Here is a 20,431-nt window from a genome sequence, read left to right as displayed (position 1 = left end):
AACAGGCTCTTCGGAGCCTGTTTTTTATTTGAAACGGTAAGTACCCATGATCGGATAATGGTCCGAGTATGTTATTTTAGAATAAGTAGTGAAGTCAAGCAACGATAGTTTACGCTCATCAAAAAACTGATGATCAATCCTGATAAAATAAGGCAGGTGATTGTAAGAAAAGCCAAATCCTTGCCCCTTTTCTTCAAAGCTGTTTTTAAGTGATTTTCGCAGCTTTCCATAAATATAGCTGTAAGGCACTTCATTAAAATCCCCGCACACGAGCACCGGATAAGGCGATGCTTCGATCCAGTCCTGCAAAACGGTAAACTCTTCGGCTCTTTGCGTGAAGCCGTTTTTCATTTTCCGGAGTGTAATGCGCCCCTCAGCCTTCACACCATCCATTTCCTTTTGATGCACCAGCTTACTCAGGCCCAGCGTCATCGAATACAAATGCAGACCAATCACCCGCACGGTATCGCGACCAACCTTGATGTCGGCCTGGATCATACCGTTTTGTGCTGCAAAAACCGTGTCACGGGATGCTATGATAGGATATTTCGAAAGTATTACCAGCCCCCAATACGTTTTTCCGTATTTTCGCCGATAGAAATGGGCCGCATGTTTGTATCCCTTTTTTCGCAGGTAGTTTCCCGAATCGAAAATGCTGTCATCCTCATCGTAATACTCCGGCATACACAACACGTCTGCACCGCTGTCCCCTATCCAGGCTTTCATTTCGCTGATTTCCTTGCGCGCGCTTTCGGTTCGCCACTCTGAAAACTTTTGAAATACGTGGACATTGTAACTCATTACAGAGAATTTGCGTTTGTCGTTCTTTTCCGCAGGCGTATCCCGGGAACCACCGAACTGATACGTCCTGGAAAGAAATAAACCTGCGGCGACAAACATAATCAGTGGCAAAATGGCCTTTTTCTTCTCAACGATGAACCAAACGGGCACTGAAATCAAGTGAACAAGCACTACTACCGGAAAGGACATCATCATAAAACCGGCCACCCAGCCATCCAGCGGCACCCACAGTATCAGCATGTAAATCAGCAAGGTATAGCAAGCAAAGCATTGATATAAAAACCACAGTAACCTCTTGATCCCCTTCATTGATTCAGAATAGCATTTTTTGCAAAAATAGGCGACGGAAATGGATTTGGAAGACATCCCCGAATGTTTGTAGAAATGATAAAATAATTTTATATTTGCATCCAATTCTATTTTGATCGATTGATTGAGGGGGTCTAAATCCCCTTTTTTATTTGTATAGCTTATACATGACCGTAAAGGAACATTTAGAAGTTTTGCTGGCCCCACTTCTGGTAGATGGCGATTGTTTTCTGGTAGACATCGTTATGAAACCTTCGAAGGCGAGCCAGAAAGTTACCATCCTTGTCGACAGCGACGAGGGCATTACAATTCAGCAATGCACCTCCATCAGCCGCAGGCTCGCCAAGCAGCTTGAAGAGCTGGAAATATTCACAGACGCGTACACGCTGGAAGTTTCTTCCCCCGGCCTGGACCAGCCGTTGGTACTGCCGCGCCAGTACAAGAAAAATGTGGGCAGGAACCTCAAGATTACCTTGAAAACCGGTGAAGCCCTCCTTGGAAACCTGACCGACGCAGGTGATGAGAGCATTACCATCCAACTGCCCGCTCCGAAGAAAAAGCCGAAGACACCGGTCGACGAGGCGTCGCTGGTGCGGACGATCCGCCTGGATGAAATATCCAAGGCGTTGATCGAAATCTCGTTTAAATAGACTCACAAGGCCGGAATAGCATTTCCCGGTTGTGATCAATTATATAATATGTATAACTTAGTATCAGCAAATATTCATTAACATACCCATGGATAGCGGAATATTAATTGAGTCATTCGCGGAGTTCGCAAGCTCTAAGAACATCGATCGTCCTACGATGATCAGTGTTTTGGAAGAGGTATTTCGTACTATGATTCGTAAGAAATATGGCACCGACGATAACTTTGATGTGATCATCAACCCGGAAAGCGGTGACCTCGAAATGTGGCGTACCCGCGAAATCGTGGACGACAACTCCGAGGATATCTGGGAATATAACAAGATACCTCTTTCAGAAGCCCGCAAGATCCAGAGTGACTTTGAAGTGGGTGAAGAAGTAGCCGAAGAAGTGAAGCTGGTGGAATTCGGCCGTCGCCTTGTGCAAACCGCCCGTCAAACCCTGATCCAGAAGATCAAGGACATGGAGAAGGAGATCATGTATGAAAAATACAAGGATCAGGTGGGTGAAATGATCACCGGCGAGGTATACCAGACTTTGAGACACGAGGTAATCATCGTGGATTCGGAAGGTAATGAACTTTCGCTGCCGCGCACCGAGCAGATTTCGAAAGACCGTTTCCGCAAGGGGGAATCCGTAAAATCGGTGATCCATAAAGTGGAAATGAACAACGGATCGCCCAAGATCACATTATCAAGAACGTCACCGGTATTTCTGGAAAGATTGTTCGAAGTGGAAATTCCCGAGATCTACGATGGAATCATTTCGGTACGGAAAGTTGTTCGTGAACCAGGGGAACGTGCCAAAGTTGCCGTCGAATCATACGATGACCGGATCGATCCGGTGGGCGCATGCGTAGGTATGAAAGGCTCACGTATCCATTCCATTGTCCGTGAATTGGGTAACGAAAACATCGACGTTATCAACTACACTGACAACCTCGAACTACTCATCAGCCGCGCATTGAGCCCCGCGAAAGTAAGCTCGATGCAAATTGACCGCGACGCCAAACGCGTATCGGTTTTCCTCAAACCAGACCAGGTATCACTGGCAATCGGTAAAGGCGGACAGAATATCAAGCTGGCCGGCAAACTGGTGGGAATGGAAATCGACGTATTCCGCGATATCGAAGAACAAAATGATGAAGACGTTGATTTGACCGAATTCTCGGATGAAATCGACGAATGGATCATCGATGAATTGCACAAGATCGGTCTGGATACAGCCAAAAGCGTGCTGGCCCTGAGCAAGGAAGAGCTTGTAAGAAGAACCGACCTGGAAGAAGCGACCGTCGAAGACGTGCTCGATATTCTGCGGAAAGAATTTGAATAATATTAACCCGTGGGGCTGTGCAAAGCAGCCCTGCAATCAATGCAAAACCTTATTCTACTAAATTGCTAATATGGCAGAAGATAAAATGATGCGCCTTAGCCAAGTGGCACGGATCCTGAACGTGGGTATTACTACGATCGTGGATCATCTGTCTGCCAAGGGGTATAAGGTGGAAACTAATCCGAATACCAAAATTAATGCCGATCAAATTGAGTTTCTTGCGAAGGATTTCAAATCGAATGAACTGAGAACTTCTCTGAGCCAGAAACCGGCTGCTCCTGCTGTGGAAGCGCCGATTGAGGTGAAGGAAGACAAAGTAAAAAGCGATGTTGAGGGAATTCTTTATTTCCGAAATACACCGAAAGCAGAGGAAAAGCCAGTTGTCGAGGAAAAACCTGCTGCAACAGAGCCACAGCCTGCTTTTGAAAATAAACTTCCTGGTATAAAGGTAGTTGGCAAGATCGACCTGGATGCGAAACGACCGGTTGTACAACAACCTGTACCTGAGGAACAACCGAAGCCGGAAGCACCGAAAGAGGTAATTGCGGAAACGTCGAAACCTGCGCCGGTTGAGAAAGAAGAAACCAAGCCTGTAGCCTCCCAGCCCGAGCCTGTGAAGGAAGCTCCGGCAGAAGCTCCTGTGAAAGAAACTCCCGCTGCACCAACAGCGCCGGCCGCGGAAACGCCAGTGAAGGAGGAGCCGCGCCCAACCCCACCTGCCGAAGCAAAGCCGGCACCTGCGCCAGTTGAGCCGAAAGAGTCAGCGCCAGTTGCTGAAAAACCAGCACCGGCTGCTCCGGAACCAGCCAATACAAGCGAAGAACAACCAGCGGGTGAATCTGAGCTGATCGAGGCGCGTGGCGAACAACTCAGAGGATTAAGGGTAGTTGGAAAAATCGAGCTCCCTACGAATAAAAAGAAAGATCCGGTTGCTTCCAGCGATAATGCCGCTGACAAGAAACGCCGTAGAAAAAGAAAAAGAATCCGCGACGGCGCAGCAGCGCCCGGCGAAAACCGGCCAGCCGATGCCAATCCAACCGCAGGCGCCAATACCAACACTGGTGGCACCGATGCTAACCGCAACCGTCCCAATACACCCGGCAACAATGCGCAGGGTGGTAACCAGCAAGGCGGCGGACAACGTCCGGCGCAAGGTGGCCAGGGCAACCGCGGAGGTAATAACGGCAACAACCGCAGAGGTGGTCGTCGCGAGGAGGTTTCCGACAAGGAAGTGGCTGACAATATTAAGGCTACAATGGCCCGTATGGGTGGTAGCACCACCAAAGGTACGGCCAGAGGAGGAAAAGGCCGTCGCCGCGACCGTGGAGATCAGAACGATCCGAACGGCTTCGGAGATGAAGAAACAAAGGTATTGCGCGTAACCGAGTTTGTTTCCGCAAACGATTTGGCGTCGCTGATGGACGTGACGGTGCAGGAAGTAATCTCAGTATGTATGAGCATGGGTATGTTCGTTTCGATCAACCAGCGCCTCGACGCAGAAGCCATTACTTTCATTGCCGATGAATTCGGGTTTGAAGTAGCCTTCATTTCAGCCGAAGAAGAAGTGCAAAATGATGTGCAGGAAGAAGTCGACGACGAGGACAGCCTGAAAGAAAGAGCACCGATTGTAACGATCATGGGTCACGTTGACCACGGTAAAACATCGCTCCTTGACTACATCCGTCAGGAAAACGTAGCAAGCGGCGAGGCCGGAGGTATTACCCAGCACATTGGTGCATACAGCGTAAAAACCAAAACCGGAAAACAGGTAACATTCCTCGACACACCTGGTCACGAGGCATTTACCGCGATGCGTGCCCGTGGAGCCAAGGTAACCGATGTGGTTATCATCGTTATCGCAGCGGACGACAGCGTCATGCCGCAAACCCGCGAGGCGATCAACCATGCCCAGGTAGCCGGCGTACCGATTGTATTTGCATTCAGTAAAGTGGATAAGCCAGGTGCCAACACCGAGAAGATCCGGGAGGAGCTGGCTAATATGAACCTTTTGGTCGAAGAATGGGGTGGTAAATACCAAACCCAGGAAATCTCTTCCAAATCAGGGTTGGGTATCGACGAACTGCTTGAAAAAGTATTGCTCGAAGCGGAATTGCTCGAACTGAAAGCCAATCCGGACCGCCGCGCGGCAGGAACCGTTGTAGAAGCATCGCTCGATAAGGGTCGCGGCTACGTGACGACGATCCTGGTGCAAACCGGTACTTTGAAAGTGGGAGACGTGGTATTGGCTGGTGCGCACTTCGGTAAAGTGAAAGCAATGACGGATTACCTTGGAAAAAGGCTCAAAACAGCGGGCCCATCCATGCCGGTACAGCTGCTCGGTCTGAACGGCGCACCGCAGGCAGGTGACCGTTTCAACGTCTTCGAAAACGAGCGTGATGCGCGTGACATTGCGACCAAACGTGAGCAAATCCAGCGCGAGCAGTCGATTCGGACGCGTAAGCATATTACACTGGAAGAAATCGGCCGCCGGAAAGCGATCGGAACATTCCGCGAGCTGAACCTGATTGTAAAAGGTGACGTGGACGGTTCCGTAGAGGCGCTTTCCGACTCATTGCTGCAACTTTCGACTTCCGAAGTTCAGGTAAATATCATTCACAAGGCGGTAGGTCAGATTTCCGAATCCGATGTCAACCTTGCGATTGCTTCCGATGCGATCATCGTCGGATTCCAGGTTCGTCCTTCTTCGAATGCGAAGAAAATGGCCGAGCAGGATCAGATCGAAATCCGCCACTACTCGGTAATTTACCAGGCGATCGAAGAGATCAAGGATGCGATGACTGGTATGTTGGCTCCAACGATCGAAGAAATCATCACCGGAAACATCGAAATCCGCGAAGTATTCAAGATCAGCCGTATCGGTACGATTGCAGGTTGCTACGTAACCGATGGCTATGTGAAACGCAACAACAAGATCCGCGTAATCCGCGACGGTATCGTACTTTATACAGGTGAGATCGACTCACTGAAACGCTACAAAGACGATGTTCAGGAGGTAAGAAACGGTTACGAATGTGGTTTGAGCATCAAAAACTACAACGACATCGAAATCGGCGATATCATTGAAAGCTTTGAGCTACGCGAAGTAAAACGGACGCTTTAATCAGCTACCGATCTAATGAAAGCCTGCTTCACGCAAAGAAGCAGGCTTTTTTAATGCCCGGTTGCAGCACATTAACTTGGGTTGATTCCCAGTTTTCTCTTAACCTCAGTCAGAAGCTGACAGCACGCCGCATAGAGACCGGGGTTTCCCATGTTGATCTTCCATAGATAACTATCCACCTCCCGCGCATAGACCCTCGCAAAACCCGGATCGTGCTCGGCCAATGAAAGCATATTATCGATAATATCGGCATACTTGACCGTCTGGGCGATGGGCCGCGATGTTACTATCCTCGCACTTTCCAGTTCCTTTCGTTGCGCCCTATTGAGGAAAGGGTACTTTTCGCTCGTGTATCTATCCGTAAGATCATCCACGCCGGCCAGGATCACTTCATCTTCTTCAATATTATAGCCAATACTCATCAGTTTATATGACAAATCGGCCAATGAGCACTCAGTATCTTCAATCAGATCATGGCAAAGCGCTATTTCGGTTTCATAACCATTCTGCACATATTCTTCGACACGATTGGCAACGCTGAGCAAATGCGTGTAATAAGGCGCACCCGTATATTTACGTTTCTGCCCGCCGTGCATTTCCTTCACATAGTCAAACAGCGCCCATTGGCGCTCAGTCAATTCCAGCATATTTTAATACATTCGAGAATTACAGGCACTTTCCAGCTTTGTCTTTTTAAAGTAATAATAAAACTCTGGTTATTGAAATTATTACTTGCACGGCGCAACTCATTTGTTCTGGATTTTTGTTTATGTACCCCTAAGCAATTCCTCTCTTCAAAATATCTGCCGACTTCCTCGATATGTTCGTGATCGGGCAACAATTATAGACAGCCAACAAGTATCCGGGATAATGCAACAAAGGCCTGGACATCAAAATGATATCCAGGCCTTTAAACTCGTAGGACGTAGCGGGTTCGAACCGCTGACCTCCGCCCTGTCAAGGCGGCGCTCTGAACCAGCTGAGCTAACATCCTGCTTTTTGGTGCCGCGATATTAAATCAATTTTTGTTACGATCCAATTCGAAGCCGTAAACTTTCCTGGAAGGAATGCGGTAGAGCAGCATCAGTCCGATCACGAAAATAATCAGCAGCGCCAGTATGCTGTTGCGCATGCTGCCGGTAATGTGCTCGACTGTGCCGTATATAAATGTGCCGATTACGATGGCCAGCTTTTCGGTCACATCGTAAAAGCTGAAATAAGAAGCCGTGTCGGTAATGTTCTCCGGGATCAGTTTGGAATATGTAGAACGGGAAAGTGACTGAATGCCTCCCATTACCATACCTACCGTGCAGGCGATCATGTAAAACTCCATGGCTTCGGTGGTGTAGTAGGCCCCGGTGCAGATACCGATCCAGATGGCCACGCCAATCATCAAAGCATAAATGTTGCCGATCTTGCCCGATAGCCAGGCAAATGTATAAGAGCCGGCAATCCCGACAAGCTGAATCAGCAGCACGGTAATGATCAGACTTTGTGAAGGCAGTTTCAATTCGTTTGCTCCAAAGATTGTCGCCACATACATGACCGTGCGCAAGCCCATCGTATAGATGAAAAACGCGCTCAGGAACTTGGCCAGGTAAGGCTGCTCGCGCAGGCGGCCGTACACCTTTCTTAATTCCCTAAACCCGTGAAATATCCAGTTGCCACTCTTTTCCTTATCCGCATTGCCCGACGGCAAGTAGTAAAAAGGAATCTGGGCAAACAATATCCACCACAACCCTACGGTAAAAAAAGATATGCGTGCAGGAAGCGACTTCTGGGTAATGCCATAGAACTGCGGCGCAAGGATCATGCTCAAATTGAATAGCAACAACAACACACTACCCAGGTAACCCAGCGAAAAACCTCGTGCACTGTATTGGTCGAAACGGTCTTCGGTCGCGATTTCGGGCAGGTAGGAATCGTAAAAAACGATGCTTCCGCTCCATCCGATCAGGCTTAGACCAAAAAGAAACACGCCGGAAAGCATTGTTTCTTTGGTAAAAAAATACAGCAGCATACAGCTTACCGCTCCAGTGTAGCAGAAGAACTGCATAAAACGCTTTTTCTTGCCGGTAAAATCAGCGATGGCCGTGCAAATCGGGATCAGTAGTGCCGTGATCAGGAATGAAACAGAGACGGTGTAGGAAAAAAGTACAGAGCTTTTGATCTGCGCACCAAAAAAATTAACCTCGGGCGTTCCCGACGCACTTAATGCGGTAGCACTGAAATAGACGGGAAAAATGCTGGAAACGATCACCAATGCGTGTACCGAATTGGCCCAATCGTACATGCACCAGGCGTTGATGATGGAGGGTACGTTCTTTTTCATTCAAAAAAATTTGTACAAAATAAGAAAAGCGGCAGATTTTATCCGCCGCTTTCCACTATAAATTGTATATCGCATCACCAGTTATTTGATCACAGGCTGGAAGACCATGATCGCTTCCTGCTCTACCCCATTGATCGGCATTTTGCTTTTTAATCTCATTTTGCTGTTGGTCAGTTCTTCTAGTCCGAATTCACCGGAGAACCCTATAATTTTGATATCCAGGGCCTTCTCGTCGTTGATCAGATACCAGGTCCCACCATTGAGTACCTGACTAGAATTCTGATCCAATGCTTTCACAGTCGCATTTGATTGAAACTGAATATCCATTTTCAAAATGTATTTTGTATCCGTGCCCCATTGGTTGTCCGGAATGGCCTTTCCCGACAAATCGGTCACAGAAGACATACGCCATGGATAATTAACCAGTATTTTATTCTTCTCGGTCGGCTCAGGCGTTTCGTTCTTATCTTTGTCACCGCAGCTGATCACCAAAAGCGAAAAAAACAGGACTGGAACAAAAAGGAGTAATCGTTTCATGTTGATTGTATTTTACGTTTCAAGGCAATTTCTATTCTGATGAACTATCCCGCGTCTGGAATACGTGTCCCGGACTGCGTGTCCCGGACTGCGCGTCCCGGAAAAATGAAATTGGCGACATTGCAAAAGTAACGAATTTGTCTGGTCAAATCTTATGACATACTATACAAACATCTATTCAAAGGCATTTTTCAGTGCATTTCTCAGTGTATTGCTCATTGTATCGAAAACGCATGCTCAAAATTGCCAGCCCGGTTATGTGCTAAACCCCGTCGCAACCAAGAATAACATCGAATGGAGCAAATTCCCCGAGTTTTCGCTTCCATTTAAAATCATTTACAGCGGGCCGCGCTTCGGAGACACGCAATCACAGCCATTGAAACACGGTTTCAGCCACATTTCCGCATTCAGCGGCCCGGAACCCGGGTCGCTGGCGCCGGACCAGCGCGCCATGCTGTGGTATGGCGTGGCCACATCAACTGGTAACCAGCCCTGGGCCGATAATGCGTTGAAAAGCCCGTGGGGTAATGATACCGCCGCGTACCGGAGTTATTGGGATAATTATGCCAGCACCGTCACCAGTACCGACGTTGTGTGCCTGGACATCGAGCGCATGCAGCGTGAAGACCGCGATATCCTCGCATTGAAAACCAACGCCCAGATTCCCCAAAATTACCGTAACCTGTCCGACACCGATTTCCTGGCTACCTACAAGCGCGATATGCGCTGGTGGTACACCGAGGCCACCAACCGCCTGCGCGCGAAAGGTGTTAAGGCTTCACTGACCAGTTACAGTGATGTACCCATCCGCAATACCTGGCTGAATATCACCGCAAACAGCTGGCAGGACTGGACGACCAACCTCGCGCGCACGCATTACCTCATGCAAGACAACGCCGGCAAGGTCGGCGGCAGCTTTTACAATGCCATCGATTTCCTCGCGCCCTCACCTTATTACTATTACGGCTACGATCATCCCATTGGGAAGGATTACCTCTCCTATCTGCTATTCAGCATTGAAGCGAATGCAGCATGGAGCACCAAGCCGATTATCCCGTTCGTTTGGCTGCGCGTGCACGACAGCTACGACCCGAACATCCCGCTGATCACCGATTTCATGGCGGAAGCCACTGCGATTTTCCCATTCTTTTCCGGCGCAAAAGGCATCTGGCTTTGGGAAAACCCATTTTTATCTGCTGACAGGCAGGAAAATTATGCACCCTATGAGCATTTCATTTACGGACTGTACCGGCTCTCACAATTCAAGGATATGCTCGAAGGAAATTATCAACTGGTGATCCCGATGTCCGCACGGGACAATATGGAACAGCAAAACCCGGTTTGGCGGGGCATTGTAAAAGGACAAAATATTTTGATCGCCGCTCAAAATCCCTATGCAGCAGACAATGCCACAACTTCGATCACAGTTTCCTATCAGAACTGGGCGCGCAACATTACATTAAAAGGAAAGGAAGTTTTCCTCTGCAAATTCGATTTGAACGATTCTGTCAATGGTATTGAACCGTCGCTCGACCTGGTAAATGTTTATCCAAATCCCGCGGCGCAGGAGCTCAATGTTTCACTGGCGGGGATCAACGGTGTTACCGATGTCGAATTCGCGTTAACCAATACCAAAGGACAGATATTCCTGCAACAAAAACTGAAAGCATTCGCCGGCGAGACCAAGACGAAGATCACCTTGCCCAAACTATCGTCTGGCATGTATTTTGCCCGTTTCACTGCCAATAACCGAACAGTCATCAAAAAGATAGTGATCCTGCAATAACCGCTGCCTGCACTCATATGAACCGACTCAGCCAAGAAACCAGCCCATATTTGCTTCAACACGCCCACAACCCGGTGGATTGGTATCCCTGGGGCGAGGAAGCATTGTCCAAAGCGAAAAATGAAAACAAGCCTATCCTGGTCAGTATCGGCTATTCGGCTTGTCACTGGTGCCATGTGATGGAGCGCGAATGCTTTGAGAAAGAATCCATTGCCCAGGTAATGAACGAGTATTTCATATGCATTAAAGTCGACCGGGAAGAGCGCCCGGATGTGGACGCAGTATACATGGACGCTGTACAGGCGATGGGCGTGCGCGGGGGCTGGCCACTGAATGTATTCCTGCTGCCGGATACCAAACCATTTTATGGGGTTACCTATTTGCCTCCCCAAAACTGGGTGCAACTTTTAAAGAGCATTAACCAGGCATTCACTAATCATTACGACGAGCTGGCCAGTTCTGCAGAAGGGTTTGTCGAGAACATGGTAGCTTCCGAGAGCCAGAAATATGGCCTGGTGAATGGCCCCGTTCAGTTCAACACCAGCGATGCAGACCTGATGTTCGAGCAGATCCAGCGGCATTTCGACACGCAAAAAGGCGGCATGGACCGCGCGCCGAAGTTCATGATGCCCTCGATTTATAAATTTTTGCTGCGCTATTTCGATATTAGCCAGAATCCCGAAGCGCTCGCGCAGGTAGAGCTTTCATTGAACCGCATCGCTCTGGGTGGAATTTATGACCACGTCGGTGGCGGCTGGGCGCGTTATTCGGTAGATGAGGATTGGTTTATCCCGCATTTCGAGAAAATGCTTTATGATAACGCGCAATTACTGAGCATCTATGCAGAAGCCTATTCACTGACCCAAAATCCACTTTACGCAAACCGTATCCAACAAACCATCCATTGGCTTTCCAGTGAAATGCGCAGCCCGGACGGCGGTTTTTTCTCTGCATTGGATGCAGATAGCGAAGGCATCGAGGGCAAATTCTACATCTGGACCGAAGACGAGCTTAAAGCGGCACTGGGTGAGGATTTTAATTGGTTTTCAAAACTTTATAAAATATCCCGGCAGGGAAACTGGGAACACGGTTACAATCACCTGCATTTGACCGAACCTATTGAATTCGCGGCAAAAACCGCTGGCATTCAAGTAGATGACTTCCCTGCATTGTATGAAAATGCATTAGTCAAACTGGCCGAAAAACGCCGGTTGAAAGTCAGGCCGGGGCTCGACGACAAAATACTGGCTTCCTGGAACGGTTTGCTGATCAAAGGCTTAACAGATTCCTACCGCGCATTGGGGGATGAACAAATCCGCGATTTGGCTATCGCCACCGGGCATTTCATTGCCTCGAAAATGATGGCGGAAAACCGTCTGAAACACAGCTACAAGAACGGGATAGCCACTGTGACGGGCTTTCTGGAAGACTATGCCGCGGTGATTGAAGGGTATCTGGGGCTTTACCAGATCACATTTGAAGAAAACTGGCTGCAAAAAGCCCAAGCGCTGGCCGATTACGCAATAAGTAATTTCTTCGACCAGGCCGAGGGTTTCTTCCATTTCACAGACGCGTACGGTGAAACGCTCATTGCGCGCAAAAAAGAGCTCTTCGATAATGTAATACCAGCCTCCAACTCGATGATGGCCCATAACCTTTACACATTGGGTAAAATGCTGGATCGTGACGATTACCTGGAAATAGCCGATAACATGCTTTCCAAAATGACCAAGTTGCTGTTGGCGGATGTGCAATGGGTTACCAACTGGGCCGCATTATATTGCCAGCGTGCCGTGCCTACCGCCGAAATCGCGATCGTAGGCGGGGACGCGGACGCGATGCGCAAGGATTTTGACCGCTTTTTTATTCCCAACAAAATCGTGATGGGAACAAGCACCTCTTCCACGCTGCCGCTGCTGCAAAACCGGACCGAGATAAATGCCAAAACGGCCATTTACGTCTGTTACGATAAAGCCTGCCAATTACCGGTAAACAAAGTGGAAGAAGCGCTCGAACAGCTCGCAGGCGTTTAAAGCAATGGGAAATAGCGGTCACGGATCACATTCATGTGATGCACCGGATGCCCCAGGATCACAAAGCCCAAAGCAAGGGCAGTAATCTCAGTCTGATTGGCATTGCCTACGCGCGTCAGCATGGTCCTATCCATGTTTTTGAACAAGGTGATCGTGCTTCGGCGCAGCTCGTTCCATTCCTCCATCAGATCGGCGACGGTCCGGTGCCCGGCGATCGTGTTCGCTGCAAGAACCGCTTCGTCATAGCCCGGAAGCTGCGTCTTGTCATTTCTTGAAAAGCGTAGCGCCCGGTAGGACATGATCCTTTCGTTATCGATCACGTGCTGCAAAATGTCTTTGACGGTCCATTTGCCTTCCGCGTAAACGCGGTCCCCAAGCGCGGCCAGCTTTTCGGTTTGGCCAAAAACATGCTCCGGTGTCAGCTTTGAGAAACCATCGAAAAGGTCGATATCCTCTACTAGGTTAATGTATCTGTCAAAAAACTGGGGCATTGGCTGGATCTCTGAGCTTTTCATGGTGTTATGGATAGTTTAATGAATTCTGCGGTAAGGATAATCGACTCTGCGCTGTTTGGACTGGACTTCGCCTTCGATATGCGCATAAAGCGAATCGTTTGACCTGAAATCGTACACAATCCGCCTGGGAAAATCGTGTTGCAGGTTCTCAAATACGAAACGGCTGCCTTCGATGCTTTTTAGTTTAAATAAAACCTCTTTATCATCATTTTGTCCAGCGGCCACCGGCGCGTACACAATCTGGTTTCCGTCAATATAGAGACGTACCTTTTCAAGAGGCGTGGTATCGCCAGCTGCGGCATCAGCGCCCTGGAGCGTATAACTCATCCCGGCAAACTCGGTTTCGCTCTTTCTTGTCCAGGTTTCGTAAATATCGCCCCGCGGACGTTTATTCAACCAGGTTCCCACGATCGGTTTCAGCTTTTCGAAATCCTTCCGGGTGAATATAGTTTCCGCGGTAAATGCGCATAACGCCAGAAACAGCATGAATATCGCGCTATCACAAAGCTCGGACAAAGACGGATAAGTTCTCATGGCGTTCAGGAAATATGATGGTCGCATCAAGATAGCAAATTTTGGCAGTCGTTGATCCAGGCCTTTCACGCATAGCTTTGAAATCCAAATAAATAACCTATTCATCCTACAATAAATAACCAGTAGTTACTACATTTAGCACTAAATGAGCCTGTTAATGATTTTGAGGGTCCTTTTTATATGTAGCTAAAATGATTACATTTGGGTATAAATCCTCTTTAAGAATTGAGAAGACTGGCGTCGATAGGGTTACTGGTATTGCTGCTCTACAATATGTTTGGGCTCAGTTTTGCTATTCTTTTCTTTGAAAAGGATTACCAAATCGCTGCTTCCGCTGAAACGGGACAGTCGCTGGTACGGAAAATGTACCTTCCCTCGCTACCCTATTCCAGTGATCTCGAAATCCCCGAAAATATCAACGGTCTGGTTCGTCAGGAGGGGCAGTTTTACAATCCAACCCAGGTGCTTCACCAAAATGACACGCTGTATGTGACGCTGCAATCCAATGAAGCGGCTCGCGACCATTTCTTTGAACTGGCCAACGCGATCCAGGTCCTCAATGACCCGCAGGCCGACATTCCGCAGAATCCATACGGCAAAGCCATTAAGCTGTTAGGCAACCTTCTGAAGATCTACATTCCCAATACACAGCAGTTTCCGGCCCATTCCGAAGCCATTGCCCGGGAAGCCCGCTTATCTGCCAATACGCATTATTTAGCGGCACGCTACCCGTCACGTCCAGCGTCGCTGGTATCCCCCCCGCCCGAACATTTCTAACATTTCTTCCTGATTCATAACACATTACCGCCACAAACCCTGGCTGGTAGTGTTATGTCATATTATTTGCACCCTTTCGGCGTGTACCATCATATCAATTCCTGATCTATGATAAGTTCTTTACATCAAAAGGGGCTGCGTCTGCTCGGCATATTGCTGACGATCGCCGGCCCGATATCCTCCGCCTATGCGCAGATGCCCAACGATGCAATTTACATGGGCAAAAAAACGGCCTGTCTGGCAGTATCCTATACGCACAGCTCGTGGGACCAATATTGGGAAAACACCTTGAAACGTGAAAACCTCAATATCGGCACTCATACTACACAAAGCGTCATGCCCATGCTCGCTGTCGGGATTACCAAAGATCTCAATGCCATCGTGGCATTGCCTTACGTGTGGACGCAGACCAGCGCTGGCAACCTCAAATGGCAGAAGGGCTTTCAGGATGCTTCCCTCTGGTTAAAATACCGTTTCCTGAATAAATCGGGATTTTCGCTGCATGCCATCGGGGGCGCATCGATTCCGACCTCCAACTATATTCCCGATTTTTTACCAATGTCCATCGGTTTGCAATGCAAAACAGCCACTGCGCGGTTGTTAGCCAGTTACCGGCATCAAAGCGGCATCTATCTGACCGCTTCCGGCTCCTATATTTTCAGAAGCAAGATCACCATCGACCGCGATTCTTACCAGGCCGACGACAGATTGTATAATACCAACAAGGTGTCCGTCCCCAATGCGTACGACGCTTCGGCAAGGCTGGGTTACCTCAAAAAAGCCATCCAGGCAGAAGGTTTTATCGAGTACGGAGCCTGTGATGGCGGCGACAACATCCGTCGTAACGACATGCCCTTCCCAAGCAATAATATGAAATCGACCGTGGTAGGAGTGTATGCCAAATTCCAGCCTAAAAATATCGGTGTGAATGCACGTGCATCGCACGTGATCTCAGGGCAGAACATGGGCCAAAGCACCGCCTTTTCCGTAGGCGTACTTTACCAGTTCCGCTACCTCAAAGAAGCTAAAAACTAATATTCAGACAGAAAACGATGAAAAACAAATATATCTCTTTTCGGCAGTCTATCACGCGCCTCGCCATACCTGCGATGGCAGCCGTGATGCTATGGTCATGTTCCAAGACCGTCGATGAACCCACAGCCGGCATCAACACCCCTTCCAGTCTGGACGAAAAAGCCGGCACCTGGAAGCCCTACGTACTGGCCTCATCGGGCGAAATCGCCGTTACCGAACCCAAAGAAGCAACTTCGGCTGACTACAAAGCTGAACTTCAAAAGCTGAAAACGGCAACTGAGGCTGTTACTCCGCAGCAACGTGAGCAAATCAACTACTGGGGAGCAGGTGCCGTCTACCGCTGGAACGAAATAGCACGGGAACTGGCCGCACGCTACAACAGCCCGCCGGCCTCGAACGCCGAAGGCAAATACCCCGTACCCGACGCGAGCAAACCCTTGCAAGACCCGAAATTTCCCTTCGCCAACCCGCCTTACACAGCACGCGCGCTTGCATACCTGAGCGTAGCGCAGTACGATGCGCTGGTCGCGGCCTGGAACTACAAATTCAAATACAACCGCAAAGCCCCTTCGAAAAACGACACTTCCATCAAGACTCTGCTACCAGTGAGCGACCTTCCCTCTTACCCTTCGGAAGATGCGGTGGTTGCCGAGGTTTCATGTGTTATTCTCAAAGCGATGTTCCCCGGGGAAGTACCATTCCTGGATGCTAAACTGGCCGAGCACAAACAAAGCAGAATATTAGCGGGAATGAACGTTGAAAGCGATATCCTGGCTGGCTCCGAATTGGGCAAAGCGGTGGGTGCCAAAATTATGGCACGCGCTAAAACCGACAAGATGAGCGGTGCTAATAACCAGGCCCAAACCGCCGCTATGATCGCGAATGCACGTAAAATTGGCGTTACCGAACCTTGGGTGAGCCAGGAATTTCCTCCCCGCCCGCCCATGCTTCCGACTTATGGCTTCGTGAAACCATGGAATTTCGATTCTGCGACGGTAGTAGCACTCCGCCCTGAAGCACCGCCAACTATCGGCAGCCCTGCATTTCAAAAAGATCTGAACGAATTGCTCGACATCGCCAAAAACCAGACCCGCGAGCAGGCACGTATTGCCAGCTTCTGGTCCGACGGCGTGGGCAGCTACACCCCTCCGGGCCACTGGCACAGAAAAGGTGCTGAATTGTGCCATGAAAACAAATACAGTGAAGTGCGCACCGCGCGTACGCTTGCCTTGCTGGGTACCACTATGCAGGACGCGGGAATCTGCTGCTGGGACGTAAAGTATTGGTACTATTATCCGAGGCCAAATCAAATGAGCAGCAAGATCAAAACATCTGTGGGACTGCCTAACTTCCCTTCTTACACGTCTGGTCACTCTACATTCTCGGGAGCCGCGGCCGAAGTATTGGCGCACATATTCCCTGATAAAAAGAAAGAAGTCGACGATATGGCCTCCGAAGCATCCGTGTCCCGCATTTACGGCTTGATCCACTACCGCTTCGACTGCGAAGTAGGCCTGGCAACCGGCCACAAGATCGGCGGCTATGCCGTTCAGCGGGCTAAAACGGATGGCGCCGAATAAAGACTAAATACTATTTCAATAAACAAATCCCTATTCATTACGGTAGGGATTTGTTGTTTAATGCATTGCTTTAAATCGGCTGATCGCCCGTCAGCCGCTTGCCTTGCAATAGCATATCGATCATTTTGGCGATGCGGGCTACTTTCGTTTCGTCCTTCTTGGCAGAGTAGACCCAGTCGCGGTACTCTTTTTGGCCGCTTTCGGCAAGTTTCATAAAGTTGGCGTAGGCCTTGGGCTCATCTTTCAGGCAATCGATAAGCTCTTCCGGGATCGCTAATGCGGAACTATCAGCATAGAGCTCGACATTCACCCAGTCCCCCTCCTTTTTGCCGATCTTCTTGCGGATTTCCGCTTTCACCGGAAGGAACAATTGCCCGGTGCCCATAGGCATCAGGTTATAGCCCATCAGTTCATAATCGTCGATCCGTCCTTTGACTTTCACCATCCCGAACTTCCGTTTGACATGCTGCGGGATTTCGGGTAGGACCACATAAGTCCAGCCCCCTTTTCCGGGAAACTTTTCCAGCTGGTACCTTTGGTTAATCAACAATTCCTCCATTACTTCTTCTTTTTAGATGACTTGGCCACCTTATTGAACCCAAGGCATTTGGTCACCCATGATTCAAAGGCTTCCCGGGAGGCGTATCCTTCTGGATTTACGAATACATACCCCTTCATCGAGCGTCCATTGTGGATCATAGGTTCTACCCCATTGATTTCCAATGCGGCTTCGTATTCATCCGGGCCGATGCGGCATAAGAGCACGTCGTTACGGACGCAGATGCACATCTTGTCGTCGACCATAAAAGCCAGCCCCTGGAAAAGGGTCTTCTCCTCCACCAGGGGCTGGTCAGCCAATGCCTCACGAATGCGGTTGGCTACCCGTTCATCATAGGCCATCTTTTCAGGCAATATTGTTGATATCAAAAGGCAATTTTCTCAGGCGCTTGCCGGTTGCTGCGAATATCGCATTCCCCAGCGCCGGGGCGACCGGCGGAAGGCCCGGTTCTCCCACTCCACCGGGAACCGCGCCGCTATCAACAATATGGATTTCCATCGCAGGCGCCTCATTCATGCGCATTACATTGAACTGGTGATAGTTGGTCTGGTCGCAAATGCCGTTGGTGAATGTAATCCCGTCCTTGATCGCCGCCGTGATACCCATTACGATATTTCCCTCTGTTTGCGCCTTTACATTGTCGGGATTTACGTAGTAGCCACAGTCGATCACCGAGACAACCTTATCAATTTTCACCCCGCTATCCTTTTTGGAAACCGTAATGCAACAGGCCGAAATGCTACCAAATGATTTAAACACCGCAATTCCCTTACCGCTGCCCTGGGGTAGCTTCTCATTCCAATTCGCTTTTTCAGCCAGTGTTTCGAGTACTTTTTTAAAACGTTCGTCTGGCAGGATTTCAAGGCGTGCTTTCAAGGGGTCTTTTTGGGCCAGATGTGCCAGCTCATCGATGAAGCATTCCTGCCCCCAGCCAAAGTTGGAAGCATATACAGATCGCCACCAAACTACGGGAATGTCGGTTTTCACGTTCGTCCAGCTCACTTTCGAGGCCGTTCCGAAGTGATATTTGTTGTTGCCTGTGCTGATTTCCTCGCTCAGCCACGGGTCTGCCTCGTCGTCTTTCAGCCCTTTGAAAACCTGGCCTACAATGGATTCTCCGATTGCATGGTGGTGAAAACCGGTAATCTTGCCGTCTTCCACAAATCCCTGCATGTGGCTCAGCATACCCGGGCGGTACGGTCCCTGGGTAATGTCGTCTTCCCGCGTCCAGATCACTTTTACCGGCTTTTTCAGCTCTTTCGAAATGTGGCATGCTTCAAGCAAAAAATCGTGGTATGCCTTGCGTCCGAATGCGCCGCCGAGCAATGTCACATTGATTTTTACCTGCTCGGGTTTTACTTTCAAGTAGCCACAAACGTCCCGTAATGCCCAGTCAGGTCCCTGGATCGGCGCCCATATCTCCACATTTCCGTCATCCTTCACATGTACGACCGCGTTCTCAGGCTCGATAGGCGCATGCGCCAGGAAGGGCGTTTCATAATGCGATTCCAGTTTATCCTTTGCGTTCGCATATTTCACGGCGAAATCGCCCTTTTCCTCAAAATTCACGCCCTCTTTTTTTGCAGCTTCATAAGTGGCCGCGAAATAGGTGGCAGTATCCACCGTTTTGGCATAATTACCATTATCCCAGCTCACCTTCAAAGCCCGCTTGCCCTTCAATGCGGCCCACCAGTTGGTGGCAACAACCGCAACGGCCTCCGAAGTGCGGTGCGGCATGGTGCGTTCGGTTTTCATCACCTGCAAAACGCCCTTCACCTTTTTGGTATCCGAGTCGTCGATAGAGGCCACTTTGCCATGGATCATCGGTGAGTGCACAATGGCAGCATACACCATGCCCGGCACGCCCACATCAAGGCCGTAAACAGCCTTTCCCGTCACACGCTCGGGCACATCCAGGCGCTTGTTATACTTCCCGATGATCTTGAAATCCTTCGGCTCTTTCAGCTTTGGCTCTTTGGGGATTTCCAGTTTGGAGGCATCGTCCGCCAGCTCGCCGTAGGTAAGACTCTTTCCGCTGGCCTTATGCCAGATTTTACCGTCCTCGGCCACGCATTCAGAGACGGGCAGGTTCCATCTCTTGGCGGCGGTAGTGGTCAGCATTTCACGCGCTGCCGCGCCGGCTTTGCGGATCGGCATCCATAGCTCGCGTACCGAACTGCTGCCGCCGGATGTCTGGCTGCCATATTTGCCCTTGCCATCGCTTTGCACGATAAGCACTTTATCAAGGCTCACTTCCAGCTCTTCGGCGAGCAGCGAAGGCACTGCCTGCGTGGAACCCTGGCCCATGTCCGGGCGCGGGTTCACCAGGGTGATATTGCCGGTCGTGTCGATGATAATGAATGGGTTGATTTCCAGCTTCAATACCGCGGGCGCGATCTTTTTCAGCGAAGCGTCCCTGGTAAAGCCCGAAATACCGACAGCCAGTCCGAGTGATGTAAATCCGGCGGCTTTCAAAAAGTCGCGCCGTGATGTTTGTATATTTTCCAATGTTTTCTGTGGCTAAGGTTGATG

General features: G+C 49.5%; 17 protein-coding genes and 1 tRNA gene. 8 read left to right on the top strand and 10 right to left on the bottom strand.

The window, feature by feature from the left end:
• Positions 1-24: 24 nt before the first annotated feature.
• Positions 25-1,041, bottom strand: a complete 1,017-nt coding sequence (locus ACQ4MZ_RS13555) for an endonuclease/exonuclease/phosphatase family protein (RefSeq protein WP_430845608.1) — start codon at positions 1,039-1,041, stop codon at positions 25-27.
• A gap of 236 nt (positions 1,042-1,277) precedes the next feature.
• Between ACQ4MZ_RS13555 and rimP the strand changes: the two genes are divergently transcribed.
• The 3 genes from rimP to infB all read left to right on the top strand — a co-directional run bounded on the left by rimP (position 1,278) and on the right by infB (position 6,211).
• Positions 1,278-1,760 carry a ribosome maturation factor RimP gene (rimP, locus tag ACQ4MZ_RS13550; RefSeq protein ID WP_430845607.1) on the top strand — a complete coding sequence of 161 codons (483 nt, stop codon included), beginning with the start codon at positions 1,278-1,280 and terminating at the stop codon, positions 1,758-1,760.
• Positions 1,761-1,848: 88 nt separating this feature from the next.
• Positions 1,849-3,090: a transcription termination factor NusA gene (gene nusA / locus ACQ4MZ_RS13545; protein WP_430845606.1), complete on the top strand. Its 1,242-nt coding sequence runs from the start codon at positions 1,849-1,851 to the stop codon at positions 3,088-3,090.
• 70 nt (positions 3,091-3,160) lie between these two features.
• Positions 3,161-6,211, top strand: a complete 3,051-nt coding sequence (infB, locus tag ACQ4MZ_RS13540) for a translation initiation factor IF-2 (RefSeq protein ID WP_430845605.1) — start codon at positions 3,161-3,163, stop codon at positions 6,209-6,211.
• A gap of 71 nt (positions 6,212-6,282) precedes the next feature.
• On the opposite strand, the gene ACQ4MZ_RS13535 is transcribed toward infB, so the two are convergent.
• The 4 genes from ACQ4MZ_RS13535 to ACQ4MZ_RS13520 form a co-directional block, all read right to left on the bottom strand.
• The gene (locus ACQ4MZ_RS13535) at positions 6,283-6,858 is read right to left on the bottom strand and encodes a metal-dependent phosphohydrolase (RefSeq protein WP_430845604.1); all 576 of its coding nucleotides are present in this window, start codon (positions 6,856-6,858) and stop codon (positions 6,283-6,285) included.
• Between the two features lie 272 nt (positions 6,859-7,130).
• Positions 7,131-7,205: transfer RNA gene (locus ACQ4MZ_RS13530), tRNA-Val, on the bottom strand.
• A 24-nt stretch (positions 7,206-7,229) separates the two neighbouring features.
• Entirely contained in the window at positions 7,230-8,543 is a 1,314-nt protein-coding gene (locus tag ACQ4MZ_RS13525; protein WP_430845603.1) for an MFS transporter, read from the bottom strand.
• Positions 8,544-8,624: 81 nt separating this feature from the next.
• Positions 8,625-9,080 carry a hypothetical protein gene (locus ACQ4MZ_RS13520; RefSeq protein ID WP_430845602.1) on the bottom strand — a complete coding sequence of 152 codons (456 nt, stop codon included), beginning with the start codon at positions 9,078-9,080 and terminating at the stop codon, positions 8,625-8,627.
• 154 nt (positions 9,081-9,234) lie between these two features.
• On the opposite strand from ACQ4MZ_RS13520, the gene ACQ4MZ_RS13515 reads away from it, so the two are divergent.
• Together ACQ4MZ_RS13515 and ACQ4MZ_RS13510 are read left to right on the top strand one after the other, a co-directional pair.
• Positions 9,235-10,866 (top strand): T9SS type A sorting domain-containing protein, encoded by a 1,632-nt coding sequence (locus ACQ4MZ_RS13515; protein ID WP_430845601.1) that lies wholly within the window; start codon positions 9,235-9,237, stop codon positions 10,864-10,866.
• Between the two features lie 17 nt (positions 10,867-10,883).
• Positions 10,884-12,899: a thioredoxin domain-containing protein gene (locus tag ACQ4MZ_RS13510; RefSeq protein ID WP_430845600.1), complete on the top strand. Its 2,016-nt coding sequence runs from the start codon at positions 10,884-10,886 to the stop codon at positions 12,897-12,899.
• Here the strand turns inward: ACQ4MZ_RS13510 and ACQ4MZ_RS13505 are convergent.
• Both ACQ4MZ_RS13505 and ACQ4MZ_RS13500 read right to left on the bottom strand, forming a co-directional pair.
• The gene (locus ACQ4MZ_RS13505; protein ID WP_430845599.1) at positions 12,896-13,414 is read right to left on the bottom strand and encodes a DinB family protein; all 519 of its coding nucleotides are present in this window, start codon (positions 13,412-13,414) and stop codon (positions 12,896-12,898) included. The two genes, ACQ4MZ_RS13510 and ACQ4MZ_RS13505, sit on opposite strands and share 4 nt — an antisense overlap.
• Before the next feature lie 15 nt (positions 13,415-13,429).
• Positions 13,430-13,975: a DUF6265 family protein gene (locus ACQ4MZ_RS13500; protein ID WP_430845598.1), complete on the bottom strand. Its 546-nt coding sequence runs from the start codon at positions 13,973-13,975 to the stop codon at positions 13,430-13,432.
• 198 nt (positions 13,976-14,173) lie between these two features.
• Here ACQ4MZ_RS13500 and ACQ4MZ_RS13495 point away from each other — a divergent pair, with 198 nt between their 5' ends.
• From ACQ4MZ_RS13495 to ACQ4MZ_RS13485, 3 genes are all read left to right on the top strand, one after another.
• A complete protein-coding gene (locus ACQ4MZ_RS13495) occupies positions 14,174-14,725 on the top strand; it encodes a hypothetical protein (RefSeq protein ID WP_430845597.1) in 552 nt (183 codons plus the stop codon).
• Positions 14,726-14,833: 108 nt separating this feature from the next.
• On the top strand, positions 14,834-15,760 hold the full coding sequence (locus ACQ4MZ_RS13490) for a hypothetical protein (protein WP_430845596.1): 927 nt from the start codon (positions 14,834-14,836) through the stop codon (positions 15,758-15,760).
• A gap of 17 nt (positions 15,761-15,777) precedes the next feature.
• Positions 15,778-17,340, top strand: coding sequence for a phosphatase PAP2 family protein (locus ACQ4MZ_RS13485; RefSeq protein ID WP_430845595.1), 1,563 nt, complete (start codon positions 15,778-15,780; stop codon positions 17,338-17,340).
• A gap of 70 nt (positions 17,341-17,410) precedes the next feature.
• Here the strand turns inward: ACQ4MZ_RS13485 and ACQ4MZ_RS13480 are convergent, their stop codons facing one another.
• From ACQ4MZ_RS13480 to ACQ4MZ_RS13470, 3 genes are read right to left on the bottom strand one after another with little or no spacing between them, the layout of a single operon-like run.
• On the bottom strand, positions 17,411-17,899 hold the full coding sequence (locus tag ACQ4MZ_RS13480; RefSeq protein WP_430845594.1) for a DUF1905 domain-containing protein: 489 nt from the start codon (positions 17,897-17,899) through the stop codon (positions 17,411-17,413).
• Positions 17,899-18,240 (bottom strand): TfoX/Sxy family protein, encoded by a 342-nt coding sequence (locus ACQ4MZ_RS13475; RefSeq protein WP_430845593.1) that lies wholly within the window; start codon positions 18,238-18,240, stop codon positions 17,899-17,901. Before ACQ4MZ_RS13475 ends, ACQ4MZ_RS13480 begins: the two co-directional genes overlap by 1 nt.
• 4 nt (positions 18,241-18,244) lie before the next feature.
• Positions 18,245-20,407 (bottom strand): molybdopterin cofactor-binding domain-containing protein, encoded by a 2,163-nt coding sequence (locus ACQ4MZ_RS13470; protein WP_430845592.1) that lies wholly within the window; start codon positions 20,405-20,407, stop codon positions 18,245-18,247.
• Positions 20,408-20,431 lie beyond the last annotated feature (24 nt).

Source organism: Dyadobacter sp. BHUBP1 (genome assembly GCF_050587785.1).
In the GTDB taxonomy this organism is placed as follows: domain Bacteria; phylum Bacteroidota; class Bacteroidia; order Cytophagales; family Spirosomataceae; genus Dyadobacter.
The sequence above is the reverse complement of the archived record's forward strand: the minus strand, read 5'-3'. Positions and strand labels throughout refer to the sequence as shown.